Annotated in this window: 18 protein-coding genes and 1 tRNA gene; all 19 read right to left on the bottom strand. The window is 29.0% G+C overall.

Annotation, left to right across the window (positions count from 1 at the left end; translation table 11 throughout):
* Positions 1-17: 17 nt before the first annotated feature.
* The gene (locus tag ACRC8M_RS06670; RefSeq protein ID WP_438528419.1) at positions 18-929 is read right to left on the bottom strand and encodes an energy transducer TonB; all 912 of its coding nucleotides are present in this window, start codon (positions 927-929) and stop codon (positions 18-20) included.
* A gap of 10 nt (positions 930-939) precedes the next feature.
* The gene (locus ACRC8M_RS06665) at positions 940-1,380 is read right to left on the bottom strand and encodes an ExbD/TolR family protein (protein WP_185891736.1); all 441 of its coding nucleotides are present in this window, start codon (positions 1,378-1,380) and stop codon (positions 940-942) included.
* Between the two features lie 12 nt (positions 1,381-1,392).
* Entirely contained in the window at positions 1,393-2,004 is a 612-nt protein-coding gene (locus tag ACRC8M_RS06660) for a MotA/TolQ/ExbB proton channel family protein (RefSeq protein ID WP_438528418.1), read from the bottom strand.
* 37 nt (positions 2,005-2,041) lie between these two features.
* Positions 2,042-2,374 carry a hypothetical protein gene (locus ACRC8M_RS06655; RefSeq protein ID WP_438528417.1) on the bottom strand — a complete coding sequence of 111 codons (333 nt, stop codon included), beginning with the start codon at positions 2,372-2,374 and terminating at the stop codon, positions 2,042-2,044.
* A complete protein-coding gene (locus ACRC8M_RS06650) occupies positions 2,371-5,226 on the bottom strand; it encodes a hypothetical protein (RefSeq protein WP_438528416.1) in 2,856 nt (951 codons plus the stop codon). Before ACRC8M_RS06650 ends, ACRC8M_RS06655 begins: the two co-directional genes overlap by 4 nt.
* The gene (locus ACRC8M_RS06645) at positions 5,223-5,759 is read right to left on the bottom strand and encodes a DUF116 domain-containing protein (RefSeq protein WP_438528415.1); all 537 of its coding nucleotides are present in this window, start codon (positions 5,757-5,759) and stop codon (positions 5,223-5,225) included. The genes ACRC8M_RS06650 and ACRC8M_RS06645 overlap by 4 nt, the downstream gene beginning before the upstream one ends.
* 100 nt (positions 5,760-5,859) lie before the next feature.
* A complete protein-coding gene (gene dnaN / locus ACRC8M_RS06640) occupies positions 5,860-6,981 on the bottom strand; it encodes a DNA polymerase III subunit beta (RefSeq protein WP_438528414.1) in 1,122 nt (373 codons plus the stop codon).
* Between the two features lie 16 nt (positions 6,982-6,997).
* Positions 6,998-7,822 (bottom strand): sigma-70 family RNA polymerase sigma factor, encoded by an 825-nt coding sequence (locus ACRC8M_RS06635; RefSeq protein WP_438528413.1) that lies wholly within the window; start codon positions 7,820-7,822, stop codon positions 6,998-7,000.
* A gap of 126 nt (positions 7,823-7,948) precedes the next feature.
* Positions 7,949-8,950 (bottom strand): NAD(P)H-dependent glycerol-3-phosphate dehydrogenase, encoded by a 1,002-nt coding sequence (locus ACRC8M_RS06630; RefSeq protein WP_438528412.1) that lies wholly within the window; start codon positions 8,948-8,950, stop codon positions 7,949-7,951.
* 13 nt (positions 8,951-8,963) lie between these two features.
* Positions 8,964-9,566 (bottom strand): glycerol-3-phosphate 1-O-acyltransferase PlsY, encoded by a 603-nt coding sequence (gene plsY, locus ACRC8M_RS06625; protein ID WP_438528447.1) that lies wholly within the window; start codon positions 9,564-9,566, stop codon positions 8,964-8,966.
* Positions 9,567-9,579: 13 nt separating this feature from the next.
* Positions 9,580-10,941, bottom strand: a complete 1,362-nt coding sequence (gene rlmD / locus ACRC8M_RS06620) for a 23S rRNA (uracil(1939)-C(5))-methyltransferase RlmD (RefSeq protein ID WP_438528411.1) — start codon at positions 10,939-10,941, stop codon at positions 9,580-9,582.
* Positions 10,942-10,959: 18 nt separating this feature from the next.
* Positions 10,960-11,232: a hypothetical protein gene (locus tag ACRC8M_RS06615; protein WP_438528410.1), complete on the bottom strand. Its 273-nt coding sequence runs from the start codon at positions 11,230-11,232 to the stop codon at positions 10,960-10,962.
* A gap of 18 nt (positions 11,233-11,250) precedes the next feature.
* Positions 11,251-12,189 carry a 16S rRNA (cytosine(1402)-N(4))-methyltransferase RsmH gene (rsmH, locus tag ACRC8M_RS06610; RefSeq protein ID WP_438528409.1) on the bottom strand — a complete coding sequence of 313 codons (939 nt, stop codon included), beginning with the start codon at positions 12,187-12,189 and terminating at the stop codon, positions 11,251-11,253.
* 49 nt (positions 12,190-12,238) lie between these two features.
* Positions 12,239-12,493, bottom strand: coding sequence for a YggT family protein (locus ACRC8M_RS06605; protein ID WP_438528408.1), 255 nt, complete (start codon positions 12,491-12,493; stop codon positions 12,239-12,241).
* A 9-nt stretch (positions 12,494-12,502) separates the two neighbouring features.
* A complete protein-coding gene (gene pgsA / locus ACRC8M_RS06600) occupies positions 12,503-13,072 on the bottom strand; it encodes a CDP-diacylglycerol--glycerol-3-phosphate 3-phosphatidyltransferase (protein ID WP_438528407.1) in 570 nt (189 codons plus the stop codon).
* A gap of 24 nt (positions 13,073-13,096) precedes the next feature.
* Positions 13,097-14,437 (bottom strand): 30S ribosomal protein S12 methylthiotransferase RimO, encoded by a 1,341-nt coding sequence (gene rimO, locus ACRC8M_RS06595; RefSeq protein ID WP_438528406.1) that lies wholly within the window; start codon positions 14,435-14,437, stop codon positions 13,097-13,099.
* Between the two features lie 92 nt (positions 14,438-14,529).
* Positions 14,530-16,641, bottom strand: a complete 2,112-nt coding sequence (pnp, locus tag ACRC8M_RS06590; RefSeq protein WP_438528405.1) for a polyribonucleotide nucleotidyltransferase — start codon at positions 16,639-16,641, stop codon at positions 14,530-14,532.
* 160 nt (positions 16,642-16,801) lie between these two features.
* Positions 16,802-18,019 (bottom strand): FtsW/RodA/SpoVE family cell cycle protein, encoded by a 1,218-nt coding sequence (locus ACRC8M_RS06585; RefSeq protein ID WP_438528404.1) that lies wholly within the window; start codon positions 18,017-18,019, stop codon positions 16,802-16,804.
* A gap of 43 nt (positions 18,020-18,062) precedes the next feature.
* Positions 18,063-18,138 (bottom strand) — tRNA-Asn (locus ACRC8M_RS06580).
* Positions 18,139-18,180 lie beyond the last annotated feature (42 nt).

The following is an 18,180-nucleotide window of genomic DNA, read 5'->3' as shown; positions in this document are numbered from 1 at the left end:
CTAATTTTTACTTCTATTTATGAAGCCCCTAAAAGTTTAAAACTATATTCTAAACTTACATTCCCTTTTATATTTAACCCATTTTTTGTTAAATAGATTCTCCAAGTTCTTGCAATCTCCTCTATAGCCATATTTATTTCTGGAACTCCACTACCCTTTTCTATAAATACTGATGTAACTTTGCCTGTTTCATCTATTTGTATTTTTAATAATACTTTACCTTGCATCCCTCTTAGCTGAGCAGCTTCTGGATATCTAGGTTCTCTATTTCCTTGATCCCATTTAGCAACTACATCTCCATCTTCTACTCCTAATCTATAACCACTTGGAAGTCCATCAGCTCCATTTTTTTCTACCATAGTTTTAAATCCTAGCTCCTCTTCTCCCTCTCCTTGAAAAGCTAAATCTTTACTACTTTCATCTAACTGATAATCTATACTCTTATCTAAAATGGTATCATCTTTAGATATTGTTATATTTTTAGTTGGGTCTATTGAAGATTTTTTTTCAGCTTCTTGCAAATCTTTTTTATTTAATAACTCATTTTTTAAATCACTATCTATCTCTCTAGCTGAAGGTTTATCAATGGCTAAGAACTCTGTTTCTCTCTTTGAAATACTTTTTGCTAAATCATCTAACGAAAGTTTTTTAGTTTCTTTTATCTCTTGTTTTTGTTCTACTGGTTTAGGTTCCTCTTTTTTAACAACTTTCTTTTCCTCTTTTTTCTCCTCTTTTACAGGAGTAACTTTTTTCTTTGGCTCTGGCTTTGTTGTTGTTTTTTTAGTATTTGTTTCAAGAGAAACTAAACCAACCTTTAACTTTTTATCAACTATTTCATCTATTTTAATTCCTGGAATTAGAAATAAAATAAGAAGGTTTATAATTACCGATGCTATAAATATTTTTAAATCACTATTTTGTCTATTCATAGATTTGCACCTACTTTCCAGGCGAAGCTGTATCTATATCTAAAGAAATAGCTCCTGCCTCTTTAGCTGCTGTCATCGTATCTACAATTATACCATGATTAACACTTTTGTCAGCACTAATGATAACATTTTTATCTTCTGATTCAATAAGCTTTTGTGCAAGTTCCTCTTTTAGATCTTTAGCACTTACTTTTTCCCTCTTACTTTTTCCCTTATCTTTATAACTTATAAAAAATTCTTTATCTTTAGTCACAATAACTTGTAACTCATTAACTGGCTTAGTACTTTTTACTGTAGATGTAGGTAAATCTATTTTTATACTACTATTAACATCTTCAAAAGTTGTAGCAACTAAAAAGAATATTAGTAACAGAAATACTACGTCTATTAAGGGAGTTAATTCAAGTATTAAAGAATTACCTGATCTTCTTTTAATTCTATTAAGTTTCATGCTCCCCCTCCTTTATTTTCTAAAGTAGTTTATTAACTCTGCACTACCCTTTTCCATATCATTGATCTGATCATCAATTTTTTTATTAAAATAGTTATATAAAATAATTGATGGAATAGCAACAAATAATCCTCCTGCAGTTGTCAATAGAGCTTGAGATATTCCACTTGCTAATACAGAAGCATCTCCTGTTCCATGTAATGATACAGCTTGGAATGCTTTTATCATACCTGTAACTGTTCCTAGTAAACCTATTAATGGTGTTGTATGAGCAACTACTGATAAAAGCCACATATTTCTTTCTAATTTTGGAATTTGAGCTAAAGCTACTTCTCTAGCTTTCTCTTCTAATGTTTCTACATTTGTACTTCTTGTTTTATACCAATAGATCAAAACCTCTTTTATAACTTTAGCAGTTGAACTTTTTTGATTTCCTAAAGTTGTAATTGCTCCTTTAATATCATTCTTTTCAATTGCACTACGTAATATAGGTCTTATTCTAGACATATCTATATTCTCATTCACTCTAAAGTAAATTGCTCTTTCTATTATTACATACAGCCCTAATATTGACATAAAAACTATAAAATACATAAGTATTCCACCATTAACTAACCAGTACATTCCATATACCTCCTAATCTTTTGTGTTGTAATTTAAATTATAATGCTATTCCCAATGTAACTAATGCAACTACTCCTATTATGTACTTCCAGATTGGAGTTCCACTGTCAGTTTCAGTTAAACTCTTATTCATTGAATCATTTGTTTCATTTATTTGAATAACTTGTTTTTGATCTTTAAATTTATCTGCTGTTATATTTTTATCATCAATTTTTATAACTTTTTTTTCTAATTGTACATTACTTTCTTTTGGATAACTCTCTAGTTGCTCTTTATTTACACCAGTTACTTGCTTATCAATAACTACATCCTCATTAGCAAAAACCCCTAAAGATAAAACTATTAAACCTGTAATAACTAATTTCTTCATATATTCTCTCCTCCGTAAAAAAAATCTTTATATTTTTCAGAAAGTTTTAAATTCTCTCTTTTTAACTGCTCGTAATATACTTTTGCCAAATCTTTTTTCTCAATTTTTAAATTTAAAAATATTAATTTTTCTAAGAAATAATCTTTATTTTTACTTTCTGTTCTTAACAGCTCATCATATTGAGCTATCGCATCTTTAAAATTATTTAAATTTTCATATCCCTCTGCTGATCTTATTTTTGACTCTAATGCATATTCACTTGTAGGATATAAAACATAAAGTTTAGTATAGTTTCTAACGGCTTCTTTTATTAACCCAGTGTTTTTTTCAATGTTAGCCACTTGATATAGTGCTTTATCTTTATATGCACTATTTTCTAAAACTAATATACTTTCATAATATTCTTTTGCTTTTAAAAAGTCTTTCTTAGAATAGTAATAATCTCCTAATCCTAATGCCCCAAAATCTTTATAATCATCAGTTACTATTAATTTTTCAAACTCAACTTTTGCTTCATCTTGTTTTTTCTCTCTTTGAAGATGCTTTGCCATATAGTAACTTTTTTTGTTATCATTAGTTATTTTATTTATCCATTCTAATTCTTTTTGAATATTTTTAGTATTTTCAGATAGCTCTATTATTTTCATAATAGATTTTTCTTTTAAAACATCATCTTTAGTTTCCCCATATAATTTTTCATAAGTTTTTAAACTATTTGTATTATTTCCTTGTATTCCATATAGTTCCCCCTCCATTAAAAGAATATTATCTTTTAATTTTGAGTTTGGATATAGTTCTAAAAACTCTTTACTTTTAGCATCAAACTCATTTGTATTTTTTAATAGATATAAAGATGAAATCTCCCAGTATAATCCTTTTTCTTTATACTCTATATTTTTTGAGTTTTGTGCACTTATCTTATATGCGTCTATTGCATCTTGATATCTCTTTTCACTATAATAAGTTTCTCCTATTTGGAACTGTGCATAATCCCCCATATTTGAAACTAATTTTAATTTTTCAAAATACTCTCTTGCTTTTTCTGGATTATCTAATCTAAAGTAACTAATTGCAACTTTATCAACAACATCCTCTAATGCATACAAATTATCTCCAGCTATATAAGCTTCTCCTGAATTTATTGCATCTGAGTATTTTTCCCATAAAAAATAATTTTTTATTACGTTATATTTTGATTTTTCATAAAGAGATTTATCAACATTGTCTCCACTATTTAAAATTTGATTAAAATACATTTCTGCTTCATCATATCTTCCCATTCCCATAGTTGCTATTCCTTTTTGATATGTATTCTCTAAAGAAGCATCTTGAATGTTTAAATATTGCATCACATCACTGTATTTTTTTTGTGCTATCATAACTTCTATTAAACTAGACACAATTTCTGGATCTCTATTTACTGCTAAATATTCTTTGTAAAGATTTATAGCTTGTTCTCCTTTTCCTTCTGCCAATAAATTATCTGAAGTTATTATAGTTATATTTTTCTTATACTCTTGATCACTTGGATATTTTGTGTTATATTCTTTTATCAGATTATTAAGTTTTACTCTATCCTTTGTTTTGCTCAGTGTTACAATCATTTTATATAGAGATTCTTTATTAGGAGCTATATTATAATTTTTAGCATAGTATTCTTCTGCTGTTTTAAAATCTCCCTCTTGGAAAGCTGATGTTCCAATTAGATTATTTATAGCTATCTCCTCTTCTCTATTTAAATTTAGTCCTACAACTAAATTTTTATTATTTAAAACCCATTTATAATTTTTATTTAAATATTCAATAGACAGTTGGTAATAAATACTCTCATTTTTATATTTTGTTGGATATAATTTTCTAAAGTTTTCTAAAGAACTTTTATAATCTTTTAATCTATATTGAGATAGGGCTATTCCATACCATGTATCTACATCTTTATTTGTTATCTTATTATAATAAGATAATGCAACATCATTTGATCCCCTAACTAAATAAAAATCCCCGAAACTTTTCAGAGCTGTATTATAAAGTTTAGGTTCTGATGATAAGCTAGATAGTATATTTTCTGCCTCTCTAGCATTTCCTTGCTTCAAATAAATCTCTATCATTGTTAAAACTGATAATGTTTTATACTCTGAATTAGTGCTGCTATTTTTTACCTTTTTGAAATAATCTAAAGCTTTTGATGTTTCATTTGTTTTGTAATAAGATGAACCATATAAATAATTTACTAAATCTTTATTTGTACCAACCTTTGCCCCTCTATAATACTCATCTAAATAAACTATAGTTTTTATATACTGAGAGTTATTGTATGCTGCTAGAGAAAGATTTAATACAACATCTTCATAGTTCTTCCCCTGTACGCTTAAAGCACTTGTAAGTTCTCTTTGAGCTCTAATATAATCTTTATTATCCATATAACCTTTTCCTATTGACAACAAAGCTTCTTCATAGTCATCTTTTCCTTCGGAACTAGTTTTGACTATTAGATTTGCTGCTTTAGATGCAGTATCAAAGTCTTTTAGTCCTATATAAGATTTAGTTAAATACAAATAGATATTATTACTTTCACTTTGGTTTAATTTTAATTCTTTTAAACACCCATTTAAAGTATTGATTGCTTCCTGATATCTTCCTTCTACGTAATAAACTTGTCCCATTCTTATTTTTATATTTTTTATATATTTAGAACGTGGATATTTTGTTATAAAATTATTAGACTCTTGAAGTGCCATAGAATACTTTCTCTGAATAAATAGCTCATCCAAAAATTTAATATCCTCTTTTTCTGAGGCAATTAACCCAGAACATATTAAAAGTCCAGCAATAAATAGTTTTAATTTTCTCACGTTGTCCCCACCTCTCTCAATACCTTTCTTATCTCATCCACAGCTACCCTAGTATCTTTACACGGCGTATCTATAATTTCATTAAAAACTCCGTAAACTGATATTGGAAAGGAATCTCTAATTCCAGAAGTTAAATCCCTTTTACAAGCTACAGCTATTACTAAGTTAGGTCTTTCATCTTTTAAGTATAATCTAGCCAATGTCCCACCAGTAGCTACTTTTATGCTAATATGATTAAACTCATCTTTTAATCTTATAATTTCAGATATATCACACAATCCACACATTTTACAGTTTTCTATATTGTTTGTTATTTTTAGATTACAATCATACTTTTGTATACAATGAGGTAATAATATTGCTATTTTTTTTATTTTCTCTCTATTTATTTTTTTTAATACTCTCTTATTATTAAAATCTATAAATTTTTTTGCACTATTATTATCATATGGATTTTTAATTATGTATTCTAGTAGTAAATACCTGAAGTACTGAAGTTCATATATAATTTTTAGTATATAAAATTTGCTCATTATTTCTCCTTAAATGAAAAAATATTATCCAAATTATACCATAAAGAATTTATCTTTGCAAAATAAAAACTAGCTCACTCTGTAAGCTAGTTTTTATGATCTAGTCTTTCAAAGCTAAAGGCATTACTATATAAGTATAATTATCTTCTTGTATATTTCTTGTTCTTACAGCACTATTTGATGTTGTAAACTCCAATGTGATAATATCTTTATCACTTGATTGAACAAACTCTAATAAGAACTTCACATTTAAAGAAATCTTAAGATTATCTCCTTCATAATTTACTTTTGCAATCTCTTTAGCCTTTGCAATCTCACCTATTCCTTCAATTTCAATATCATTTCCAGATAAGGTAAATATTGCTCCAAACTTTGATTCTGAATTATTTTTTACAAAAATTTGAATTCTTTTTAACATTTTTTCGAATTCAACTCTACTTATTTGTAATTTTTTGTTATATCCACTAGCTTCTAATATTGTTTTATAGTTTGGAAATGGTAAATCAATAACTCTACTTATTATTGATATATTTCCTAACTTAAAGTATAATTGCTTATTTTTCTGCGTAAATGCAATCTCCTCTTCGTTACCATTTCTTAATAACTTAGAGATTGCGTCTATCGTATTTATAGGAATACTAACTTTAAAAGTTCCATCACTTTCCAAGTAATCGTGCTCTAAATACGTTAAACGGTAAGTATCTGTAGATATAAACTTTATTTTTTTATTTTCAATCTCTACTCTTATACAATTTATTGATAGATTATCACTAGACATTGAGGCTGAAAACTTTACTTTATCAAAATAATCAGCTAAATCTAATTTTTTTAATTTAAATTCAAACTCTTTATCCTCTAACTCTGACTCCTGAATTTTAGGAAACTCCTCTGCATTCATTAACATAAACTCAGAAGCTGAATCAGATGTTTCTATTGTTAAAACATCCTCGTTTATATTTAAAGTAATCTCTTCGTCTTTGATTTCTTTTAAATATTCTTCTACTAAATTATGTTGAAAAACAGCTTTTCCCTCTGCTATCACATCACATTCCATATGTGTTGATATTGTTAACTCTAAATTTGTTCCACAAAACCATAATCTATTCTCTCTTGTTTCCATATAGACATAAGAGATTATGGGTCTAATTTTATTTTCATTGATTGCTTTTTCTACTATTTTTATCTTTTTTAGAAATTCTAATCTATTAACTTTTAAAATCAATTTAACCTCCTTGCTTTTAATAGTAATAGTTTCCTTTTAGTAAGTCACTATAACGTATTCTTAATTTTTCTAATGTTTTTTGTTCAATCTGTCTTACTCTTTCTCTCGTTATACTAAAACTTTGCCCAATATCTTCTAAAGTATGAATTTGATTTCCATCAAATCCAAATCTAAGTTTTAATATCTGTTTTTCTCTATCATTTAACTTATTTAGTATCTCTTTTATCTGAGATGTACTCATCTCTCTGATCAGATTATCTTCTAAATCATTGTGCATCTCACTTGCTATAGTATCTTCTAAACATATATCTTCCCCTATTGGAGAGCTAAGAGAGATTGTTTCTTGAAACTCCATCATCAAATCTTGAACTTTTTCTAAATTTATATTTAATCCCTCTGATATTTCATATATACTTGGATAATCCCCTTTTAACATAACAGTATCCATTATAAATTTATTTATTTTATTCAACATATCATGTTTATACGATGGTATTCTTATCTCTCTTCCCTTACTTATTATAGCTTTACTTATAGCCTGTTTGATCCACCACACAGCATATGTTGAGAATCTATAACCTTTCTCCACATCAAACTTTTCGATTGCATGAATCAAACCAAAGTTACCCTCACTAATTAAGTCTATAAAACTCATACCCTTACTTCCATATTTCTTAGCCACATTAACTACTAATCTCAAATTACATAAAATTAATCTTTCTCTTGCTTCAATATCACCATTTTTTGCTTTTCTTAAAAGTGATATCTCTTCATCTTTTCCTAACACTTCATACACTTTTATATCATCTAGATAAAATGAAACTAAATCTTTTTCTGTCATACACACCCCATACCCTCATTAGTTATCTTTTTCTATTTTGAATCTCCGTGTTGCTTATTTAATTGTTTTATTTATGAATTTTTTTAATGTAATTAATAATTTAAGTATAACTTACAAATCTTATTTTTAATAAAATTCCTCTTTTAATTCTCTTGTCATCAACTCTTTAACCTTTTCTTTTGTATCTGCTCCCTCGTATATTATCTCATAAATTGCTTCAACTATTGGCATACTTATTCCTAATTCCAATTTTTTAGCGTATACAGCCTTAACTGTAGGCACACCCTCAGCAACCATAACCATGCTATTTAAAATATCCTCTATTTTTTCACCTTTTCCAAGTCTTTCACCAACATATCTATTTCTACTATGTTGACTAGCACAAGTTACAACTAGGTCCCCAATCCCAGTCAATCCTGAAAACGTTCTTTCATCAGCTCCCATAACTTTTCCAAATCTTATCATCTCTGCGATTCCTCTTGTTATTAAGGCAGCTTTTGCATTATCTCCATAACCTAGTCCATCTGCGATTCCTGCTCCTATTGCTAAACAGTTTTTTACCGCTCCTCCTAGTTCTACACCTGCTATATCTTCACTTACATAAACTCTAAAGTTCTCTGTATTGAATAGCTCTTGAACTTTTTTAGCCTTCTCTAACTCTCCAGCAGCAACTATAGTTGTTGGTAGCTCTTGAGCTACCTCTTCAGCGTGAGTTGGACCAGATAAAATCACTATATTTTTATGGTATTTTCCTTTTATCTCATCTTTCATAACATGAGATAATGTTTCTCCACTTAAAACTTCTATTCCTTTTGCTGTATTTATTAATATCATACCCTCTTCAATTTGTGAAGATACTCTTGCCATTACACCTCTTAATACTTGTGATGGCACAGAGAAAATGACATATTTAACATTAGCCAAAAGTCCATCTAACTCCCATGTAACTTTTAGATTATCAGGAAATTTTACTCCTGGAAGTAATCTCTTATTTTCTTTTTCTAAATTTAATTTTTCAGCAATCTCTTTGTTATGCTCCCACATTACAACTTCATAACCTTTTTTTGCTAAAATCATTCCTAAAGCTGTTCCCCAGCTTCCTGCTCCTATTACAACTACTTTTTCCATTTAATTTATCTCCTTACTTTAAATTAAATTTATTCTCTTTTCCTTCCATAAGTCTTTGAATGTTTGCTTTATGTTTATAAATTACAAATATTCCAACTAATAGAGATATTATCACTAATGGAATTCTAGTTACATCATCTCTTACAGGCAGAAAATATGCTAAAATTGGTAATAATCCTGCACATATAACTGATCCTAAAGATATGTATTTACTAATTCCTACCACTAGTATAAATACTAATACCAAAATACCTACCACTTTTGGCATTAAGAAAAGAAAAACACCTAAGCTTGTTGCTACCCCTTTTCCACCCTTAAATTGTAAAAAGAATGAAAAAGTATGACCTAATATAGCTACCAAACCTAATAATATAATATATATACCACCAATATCAAATAAACTTGCTATATAAAGTGGAATATATCCTTTTAAAGCATCTAATATTAGAACCATTATACCATACTTTGGTCCCAAAATTCTATAAGCATTTGTTGCACCAGAGTTTTTACTTCCATACTCTCTTATATCAATATTTTTAACTCCCTTTCCTAACCAAACACCACAAGGAAGCGAACCAAATACATATGCAATTACTGCGAATATTAAAAACTTTATCATAAAGTCCTCCTTATTTTTTAACTAATCTTCCCACTACTTCAATATGACTTGTTTGAGGAAACATATCTACTGGTTTTACTCTAACTAACTTATATCCTTCTCTTTCTAAAATTTCTATATCTCTAGCAAAAGTCGATGGATTACAAGATATATATACAATCTCTTCTATTCCAACTTTAGATATATTTATTAAACTTTCCTCATCAATCCCTTTTCTTGGTGGATCTAAAATTATTGAGTCCACTTTTTCTGCTTTTATTAATTTTCCTAGTTCTTTATTTACATCCCCACATATAAATTGAACATTTTCTATATTATTTTCTTTTGCAGTTTGAATCCCATCTTTTACGGCTGATTCTACAATTTCTATTGAATAAACTTTCTTTGCTTTTTTAGATAGAATCATTCCTATCGTTCCAGTTCCTGCATAAGCATCTACAATTTTTTTATTTTCTATATTTTCAAACATACTTATAGCTAAACTATACAATCTTTTTGTTTGTTCTAAGTTTATTTGAAAAAAAGATGTTGGAGATATATTAAAATGAATATTATCAATATCCTCTTTAATTGTTTTTTCTCCATAAACAAATAGATTCTTATGACCTAAAGCTACATTCGTTTTTCTATCATTTAACGAAATATAAACTGATGTAATCTCTTTAAACTTATCCATTACATCTTTTAAAATACTTTTAATTTTCTCAGAAGCTTTTGTATCATTTACTATTAAAACTAACATAGCCTCATTAAAAGAGTTTGTTCTAACCATTACATGTCTTAATATTCCTGTATGCTTTTTTTCATCATATACAGTTATTTTATTTTTATTCAAAATATTTTTTAGTTCTGTAATTATTTTATTTCCTAATACTGAGTTTAACATATTATCTTCTACTTGGAATACATCATGACTTTTTCTTTTAAAAAACCCAGTTATAATTTCTTTTCCATTAAAAGAAAATGGTTCAATAACTTTATTTCTGTAGTTTTTTTCTATAGGCGATTCTAAGGTATCTTCTATTAAAACATCACTATTTTTACCTATTTTTCTCACTACATCTTCTACCATCTCTTTTTTATATTTTAACTGAGCAGTGTAATCTAGCATTCCAAAGTCACACCCTTGAAAATCTTCAAAAGTTACATGATTTAAATCTTTAATTCTCTCAATTCCAGGAGTTATAATCTCCTTTATTAAAGCTCTTCCATAACTTTTTTTTAAAGAAATTATCTCAACTCTTAAAATATCGCCAGGCACAGACATGGGTACAAACATAGCAAACTCGCCATTATAATAACCCAATCCCTCTCCACCATAGACTATTTTTTCTATCTTAATTTCAACTATTTGTCCTTTTTCTAATTTCATAAATACTCTCCTTTATTTTTAAAAAGAGCTATCATCTATTTTAAAGAAATTTATCTTTTCAGAAATAATCATATTTTTTTGTTTATTCATCTCTTTCTCTATTTTACTTAAATCCATGAGTAAGTCATATTCGTATATTCTTTTACTTCTCTCTTTTTCAAGCTCTTTTAACTCTCTTTCAATCTTCAAATTACTTTTTTCTAAATATGAGATTGTTCTTATAAGGTACCCATAAAATGACCAGATTAAAATTATACCAACAAGTGTCAATAAAACTTTTTTTCTCTTCATCAGGTCCTCCTTTTATTTTTATAATTTTTCGATAACTCTTAATTTAGCTGAATGTGCTCTGTTATTAAATTTTAACTCATCTTGTCCTGAAGTTATAGGCTTTCTATTCACCAATTTTCCTTTAGGTTTTTCGTTACATACACATATTGGAATCTCTTTTGGACATTTACATCCTGTGCAAAGATCTCTAAACATATTTTTTACAATTCTATCTTCTAAAGAATGGAACGTTATTATTGCCAAACGTCCTCCTTTTTCTAAACTATTGAACGATTTTGTTATCGCATTTTTTAATACATCTAACTCTCTATTAACTTCAATTCTAATAGCTTGGAAAACTTTTTTAGCTGGATGTTTTTCACTTCTTGGGGGATAAGCTTTTCTTATTATCTCCACAAGCTCTCCAGTTGTTTCAATAGGTTTTTCCTCTCTTCTTTGACAAATTAATCTAGCTACTTTTCTAGAGAATCTATCCTCTCCATATTCAAAGAAAATTCTAACTAGTTCTCCCTCTTCATATTCATTGACAACTTCATAAGCTGACAATGCTTCTTCTCTATTCATTCTCATATCAAGTTTTGTATCATATCTATATGAAAATCCTCTTTCTGGATCATCCAGTTGAGTTGATGAAACTCCAATATCCATTAAAATTCCTGTAACCTCATTAGCTCCAGCCATGTATAAAACTGTTTCTATATTTTCAAAGTTACTTTTATATACAGACCATTTCTTCCCATATTTATCAAGCCTTTTTTTTGCAAATTCTATTGCTTGGTCATCCTGGTCTATAGAAATCAATCTTCCTTTATCGCTAATTTCTTTTAATATACCTTCAGAGTGTCCTCCTCCTCCTAAAGTACAATCTACATATATACCATCTTTATCTGTTATTAAATTTTCTAATGTTTCATAATATAAAACTGGTATGTGGTATTCACTTTCTATCTCGTGCATTTTTGTTCCTCCTACAAAAAATAGAGAAGCCATTGGCCTCTCTATTCTATTATAATAAATAAAAAATAATATATCTTAGAATCTTCAAAGCAAAGTAAGCCAGTACTGGTGACAAATCCATTCTAACATTTCCCATAGGTATTAAAGTCCTAAAAGGTTTTAAAATTGGCTCTGTTAAAGCATATACAAGATTTGTAAAGTCATTTCTTGAATATGGAGCTAACCAAGAGATTACTATTCTTATTAATATAAGTATATTCATAATTTCAAAAGCTAAATTTATAATTCTGTAAATTAAACCCATATTTTCTCCTTATTTCTCTCCTAAAAAGTAATGTTTTGCTTTTACTGAATATTCCCATCCAGACCAAATTGTTAAAATAACTGGAATTAATGTCATATAAAAATAAATTGCTTTATACAAAGTTTCTTTTTCAGGAGTATTTCCTAGCCCAAAGAACAGCATAATTATAATTACAATCATTTGAGTTGTTGTTTTATATTTCCCTAAAATTCCTGCAGGAATCACTTCCCCTTTTGCCGCAGCTATAGTTCTTATCCCACTAATTAAAAATTCTCTTGCTATAACAACAATAGACATCCATGCTGGAATATAATCTAACTTTACAAAGATTACCAATGCTGAGATAACAAGTATTTTATCTGCCAAAGGATCCATTATCTTACCCAAATCAGTTATTAAATTATATTTTCTTGCTATATATCCATCTAACCAATCTGTCAGCGATGCAAAAACAAATATACCAAACGCTATCATTCTATATGAAGTATGATGTGTAGTTCCTGCTGATTCTTGTAAAAAGTATATAAAAGGTATTGCTAATATTAATCTAATTGCTGTAAGTTTATTTGGCAAATTCAAGACTGACTCCTCCTTATTTTAAGACTATTTAATTTCGTTTTCTACAATTGCCCCTATATAGTCATATTCAAAATTTTGTTCTATTCTTACTTTTACTATTTCTCCTTGCTTTGCAGTTCCGTCATTTGTTAAAACTTTTCCATCTATATCTAAGGCCTGTCCTCTAGTTCTTCCCTCTAACATAAACTCACTCTCTGAAGAAATACCATCTATCATAACTTCAACAACTTTACCAATCATTGCTCTATTTTTTATCTCTGCAATTTCAGCTTGTAAATTTGTTAGCTCTGCCCATCTTTTTTCTTTTATCTCTTCTGGAACTTGATTCTCTAAATCATGTGCAACAGTTCCCTCTTCTCTAGAGTACTTAAATACACCTACATAATCAAATTTGAACTCTTTTACAAACTCTTTTAACTCTTCAAAATCTTCCTCTGTTTCTCCAGGGAATCCAACAATTACAGTAGTTCTAATTGTTGCCTCAGGAATTTCAGTTCTTATTTTGTTTAAAATTGATTTTATGTGATCTCCTGATTTTGCTCTAGCCATATTTTGTAATATATTTCCTGAGATATGTTGAATTGGAATATCAAAATATTTACAAACTTTCGGCTCATTTTTTATAACTTCAACCAACTCATCTGTCAATGAATTAGGGAACATATAATATGATCTAATCCACTCTATCCCCTCTACTTTTACTAACTCTTTTAATAAATCAGGTAAAGCTTTTTTCTTATATAAATCAATTCCATACTCTGTTGTTTCTTGAGCTAATAGATTTATCTCTCTTACTCCATTTGCTGCTAAAGCTTTTGCTTCTTCTACAATATCCTCTATTGTTCTACTTCTTAAATTTCCTCTAAGTTGAGGTATAATACAGTAAGTACATCTTCTATTGCATCCTTCTGCTATTTTTAAGTAAGCAGTGTGAGGATTTGTTGTTAAAATTCTTTCTGTTCCTGCATCTGCTAAGAATTCAAAAGAATCACATCTTACAATTTTAGAATCCTCTAAAATCGTGTCTACTATCTCCTCTATTTTGTGGATTTCACCTGTACCAACTACAGCGTCAATTTCAGGAATTTCTGAAATTAATTCATCTGCATATCTCTGTGCTAAACATCCTGCAACAATTATCTTTTTTACTTTTCCAGAGTTTTTCTTTTCTGCAACTTCTAATATTGCTTGAATCGACTCCTCTTTTGCATCTCCAATAAAACCACATGTATTTACTAAAACAACATCTGCTTCTTCTAAATCATTTGTTATTTCAAATCCTTTTCTAGCTACCATTAGCCCAATTAAGTGCTCACTGTCAACTAAGTTTTTACTACAACCTAAACTTATTAAACCTAATTTCATTTTTTACCATCCTTCATTTTTTGTTACTATTTCTATACGGAAAAATAACACAGAGGTTGAAGTCCTCTGTGTTATCCCCCTTAATTTTAAAATTATTCAGCTGCCATTTCTTGTAATAATTTTTTTCTACTTAAACTGATTTTTCCATTTTCTGTAGAAATTACTTTTACTTCAAATGTGTCTCCAACTTTTAATACATCTTCAACATTAGCTACTCTTTCTAAAGATATCTCTGATACATGAAGAAGCCCCTCTTTTCCTGGTAATATTTCCATGAAAGCTCCGAACTTAGCTATATTTACTACTCTTCCTAAATATACCTCTCCTACTTCAACATCTTTAACATATCCATTTACTAACTTTATAGTGTCCTCTAAAACATCTAATCCTTTACAGAATATAGATACTCTTCCATCATCTTCTATATCAATAGTTGCACCTGTTGCTTCTATGATTCCTTTTATATTTTTTCCACCAGGTCCTATTAAAACTGCAATTTTATCCTTTGGAATTACCATTTGGTGAATTCTTGGAACAGTTGGTGCTAACTCATTTGTATTTAATATTGTACTGTTCATTAACTCTAATATTTGTAATCTAGCATCTAAAGCTTGCTTTAAAGCTATTCTCATGATGTCCTCTGATATTCCTGCAATTTTCATATCCATTTGTAAAGCAGTTATTCCAGTCTTAGTTCCTGCAACTTTAAAGTCCATATCTCCTAAGTGATCCTCTAGACCCATTATATCTGTTAATACAACATAATCATCATCTTTTTTGATTAGACCCATTGCAATTCCAGCTACATGCTCTTTAATAGGTACTCCTGCATGCATTAATGCTAATGATCCTCCACAGATTGACGCTTGAGATGACGATCCGTTAGATTCTGTTATTTCTGAAACTAATCTAACTGTATATGGGAAATCTTCTACTGAAGGCATTACATAGCTTAGTGCTCTCTCTGCTAAAGATCCATGTCCTAACTCTCTTCTTCCTGGTGCTCCCATTCTTCCTGTTTCTCCAACTGAGTATGGAGGGAAGTTATAGTGTAAGTAGAACTTTTTAAAATACTCTTCATCTAATCCATCTATTAACTGCTCATCCTCTTTAGTTCCTAAAGTAGCTACAACTAATGCTTGTGTTTCTCCTCTTGTAAATAGAGCTGATCCATGTACAATTGGTAAAACATCTATTTCTGCTGCTAAATCTCTAATTTCTGTTGTAGCTCTTCCATCTACTCTATGTTTATTGTATAAAATAGCATCTCTAACTTGCTCTTTCATTAAATCGTGATAGTATTTTGCAAACTCTGCAACTACTTCTGCAGGTACTTCCTCTTCTCCGAAGTTTGCATTTACAAACTCTTCAAATAGAACCTCTTCTAATTGATCTACAGCGTCTTCTCTAGCTTTTTTTCCAGTTGTTAAAACAGCTTCTTTTAATTTAGCAGCTCCATTTTGATCAATAAAGTCTTTTACTATTGGCATTACTTCAGGTGCTTGGAATTCTATTTTCTCTTTACCAACTAAAGCTTGGAACTCCATTTGGAACTGACATAATTTCTTTATATTATCATGAGCAAACATTATAGCTTTTAACATTGTTTCCTCATCGATCTCTTTTGCTCCCGCTTCAACCATGTTAATAGCATCCATACTTCCAGCTACTGTTAAATCTAATTCACTTACTTTTAATTGCTCTGGTGTTGGATTTAAAATGAACTCTCCATCTATCATTCCAACTACTACTCCAGCTACTGGTCCCATAAATGGAATATCAGATACTGTTAGAGCTACTGATGATCCAACAATTCCCATAAAATCAGGAGCACATACTCCATCATAAGAAAGTGTTGTATTTACAATATGAACATCATAACGAAACCCTTCTGGGAACATTGGTCTTATTGGTCTATCTATTAATCTAGCTAACAGTGTAGCATTTGTTGATGGTCTAGCTTCTCTTTTATTAAATCCTCCTGGGAATTTCCCAGCTGCATAATATTTTTCTACATAGTCTACTGTTAAAGGAAAGAAATCTATTCCCTCTCTAGCACTCTTACTTCTGTTAACTGTACTTAATAAAATTGTATCACCATATTGAACCATTACAGCCCCGTTTGATTGTCTTGCTATTTTACCAGTTTTTAACGTTAATTGTCTTCCACCTATTTCTAAGCTTAAGCTTACTTCATTAAACATTAAGTTTCCTCCTTTTAAATTGGTAGAGGATAAATATAGCAAATAATAAGGAACTAAAACTAAAGATTTTAGCTTTAATCTCTTACTACTTACCTTATATTTATCCTCTATATTCTTACATTAAAGTATATCATTTTTACATATAAAAATCAAAATATATTTATTCAACATTCATATTATGAATTAAACCTAAAGCAATCCCCATAGTTACCATAGCACTTCCTCCATAACTAAAAAATGGCATTGGTAATCCAAAAACAGGTAATAATCCAACAGCTACAAATATATTTATTATTACTTGAGTTATTATTTGAGCTCCCATTCCTAAGGCTAAGTATTTTCCAAAATAATTTTTACACTCTCTTCCTGTAACCATTATAAAGTGGTATAATGCAAAAAATAATCCAACAACTACAAACATTCCCATTATTCCAAACTCTTCTCCAAAAGTTGCCATTATAAAGTCTGTATGTATCTCTGGAAGATAACTATACTTTTGCACACCATTAGCATACCCTTTTCCAAATAAACCTCCACTACCAAAAGCATAAACAGATTGTTTTACTTGATAACCATAATCATCTGAATAATTTCCAAAAAACAACCCATCTATATAGCTTTTTATTCTCATTATTTTATAGGATGCTCCTTCTTCACTAGCATACTTATAAACTGCTGCTAATCCACCTAGACCAAATACTCCTCCTAAACAACTAACTCTTAAAATCCACTTATCTTTTAATTTACTCATAAATATCATAAATAACCAAATTGCTAAATAGTGTATCGCCGTTCCCATATCTTTTTGAGCTAAAATTAAAACACCATAAACACTTAAATATATTAAAGCATTAATTATTATCACACTTTCACTCAAATCATTGTCTTCCGCTCTTGCTAAACAATTTGCCATGTTTATAACAAATGCACATTTTAAAATTTCTGCTGGTTGAATAGAAACAGGCCCTAAATTTATCCAACCATAAGCTCCATTTATTTTGGGAATAAATGGTAAGTTCATTTTTCCTCCAATATACATTCCTAATAAAATAAAAATACTTGTTAAAAAAATAAATCCATTTACTTTCCTATTACTTAAAATTTTATAGGTCAATTTTAATTTTTTAATCTTTCCAGCACTGCCAATAAAAAGATATATTATAAAAAAAATTAATATGTATACAAAGTGTTTTTTTATATTTTCAGGTTTCATATAAAAAGCCGCACTAACCATATTAATTGAACTTAAAACCATCAATATTACTATTATAAAGAACAATGAAAATCGTCTTTGTTTTAATTTAATTATTCTATTTTTAATTTTTTGTTGTTGATTTTTTAAATTTTCTTGAAAAAATTGTCTAGTTGTATTCTCCATTTAAATTCTCCCCTTAAAATTATTTTTACAAAAAATAAAAAAATGGCGCTTCTTGCTGGGCTCGAACCAGCGACAACACGATTAACAGTCGTGTGCTCTACCAACTGAGCTAAAGAAGCACTTTTTTAAGATTGGCAACTTCCTATCCTCCCAGGGGGCTG

Origin of the sequence: Cetobacterium sp. (genome assembly GCF_051653945.1) — a bacterium.
GTDB lineage: Bacteria > Fusobacteriota > Fusobacteriia > Fusobacteriales > Fusobacteriaceae > Cetobacterium_A.
Note: the sequence above shows the minus strand (reverse complement) of the source record. Positions and strands in the feature narration are given on the sequence as shown.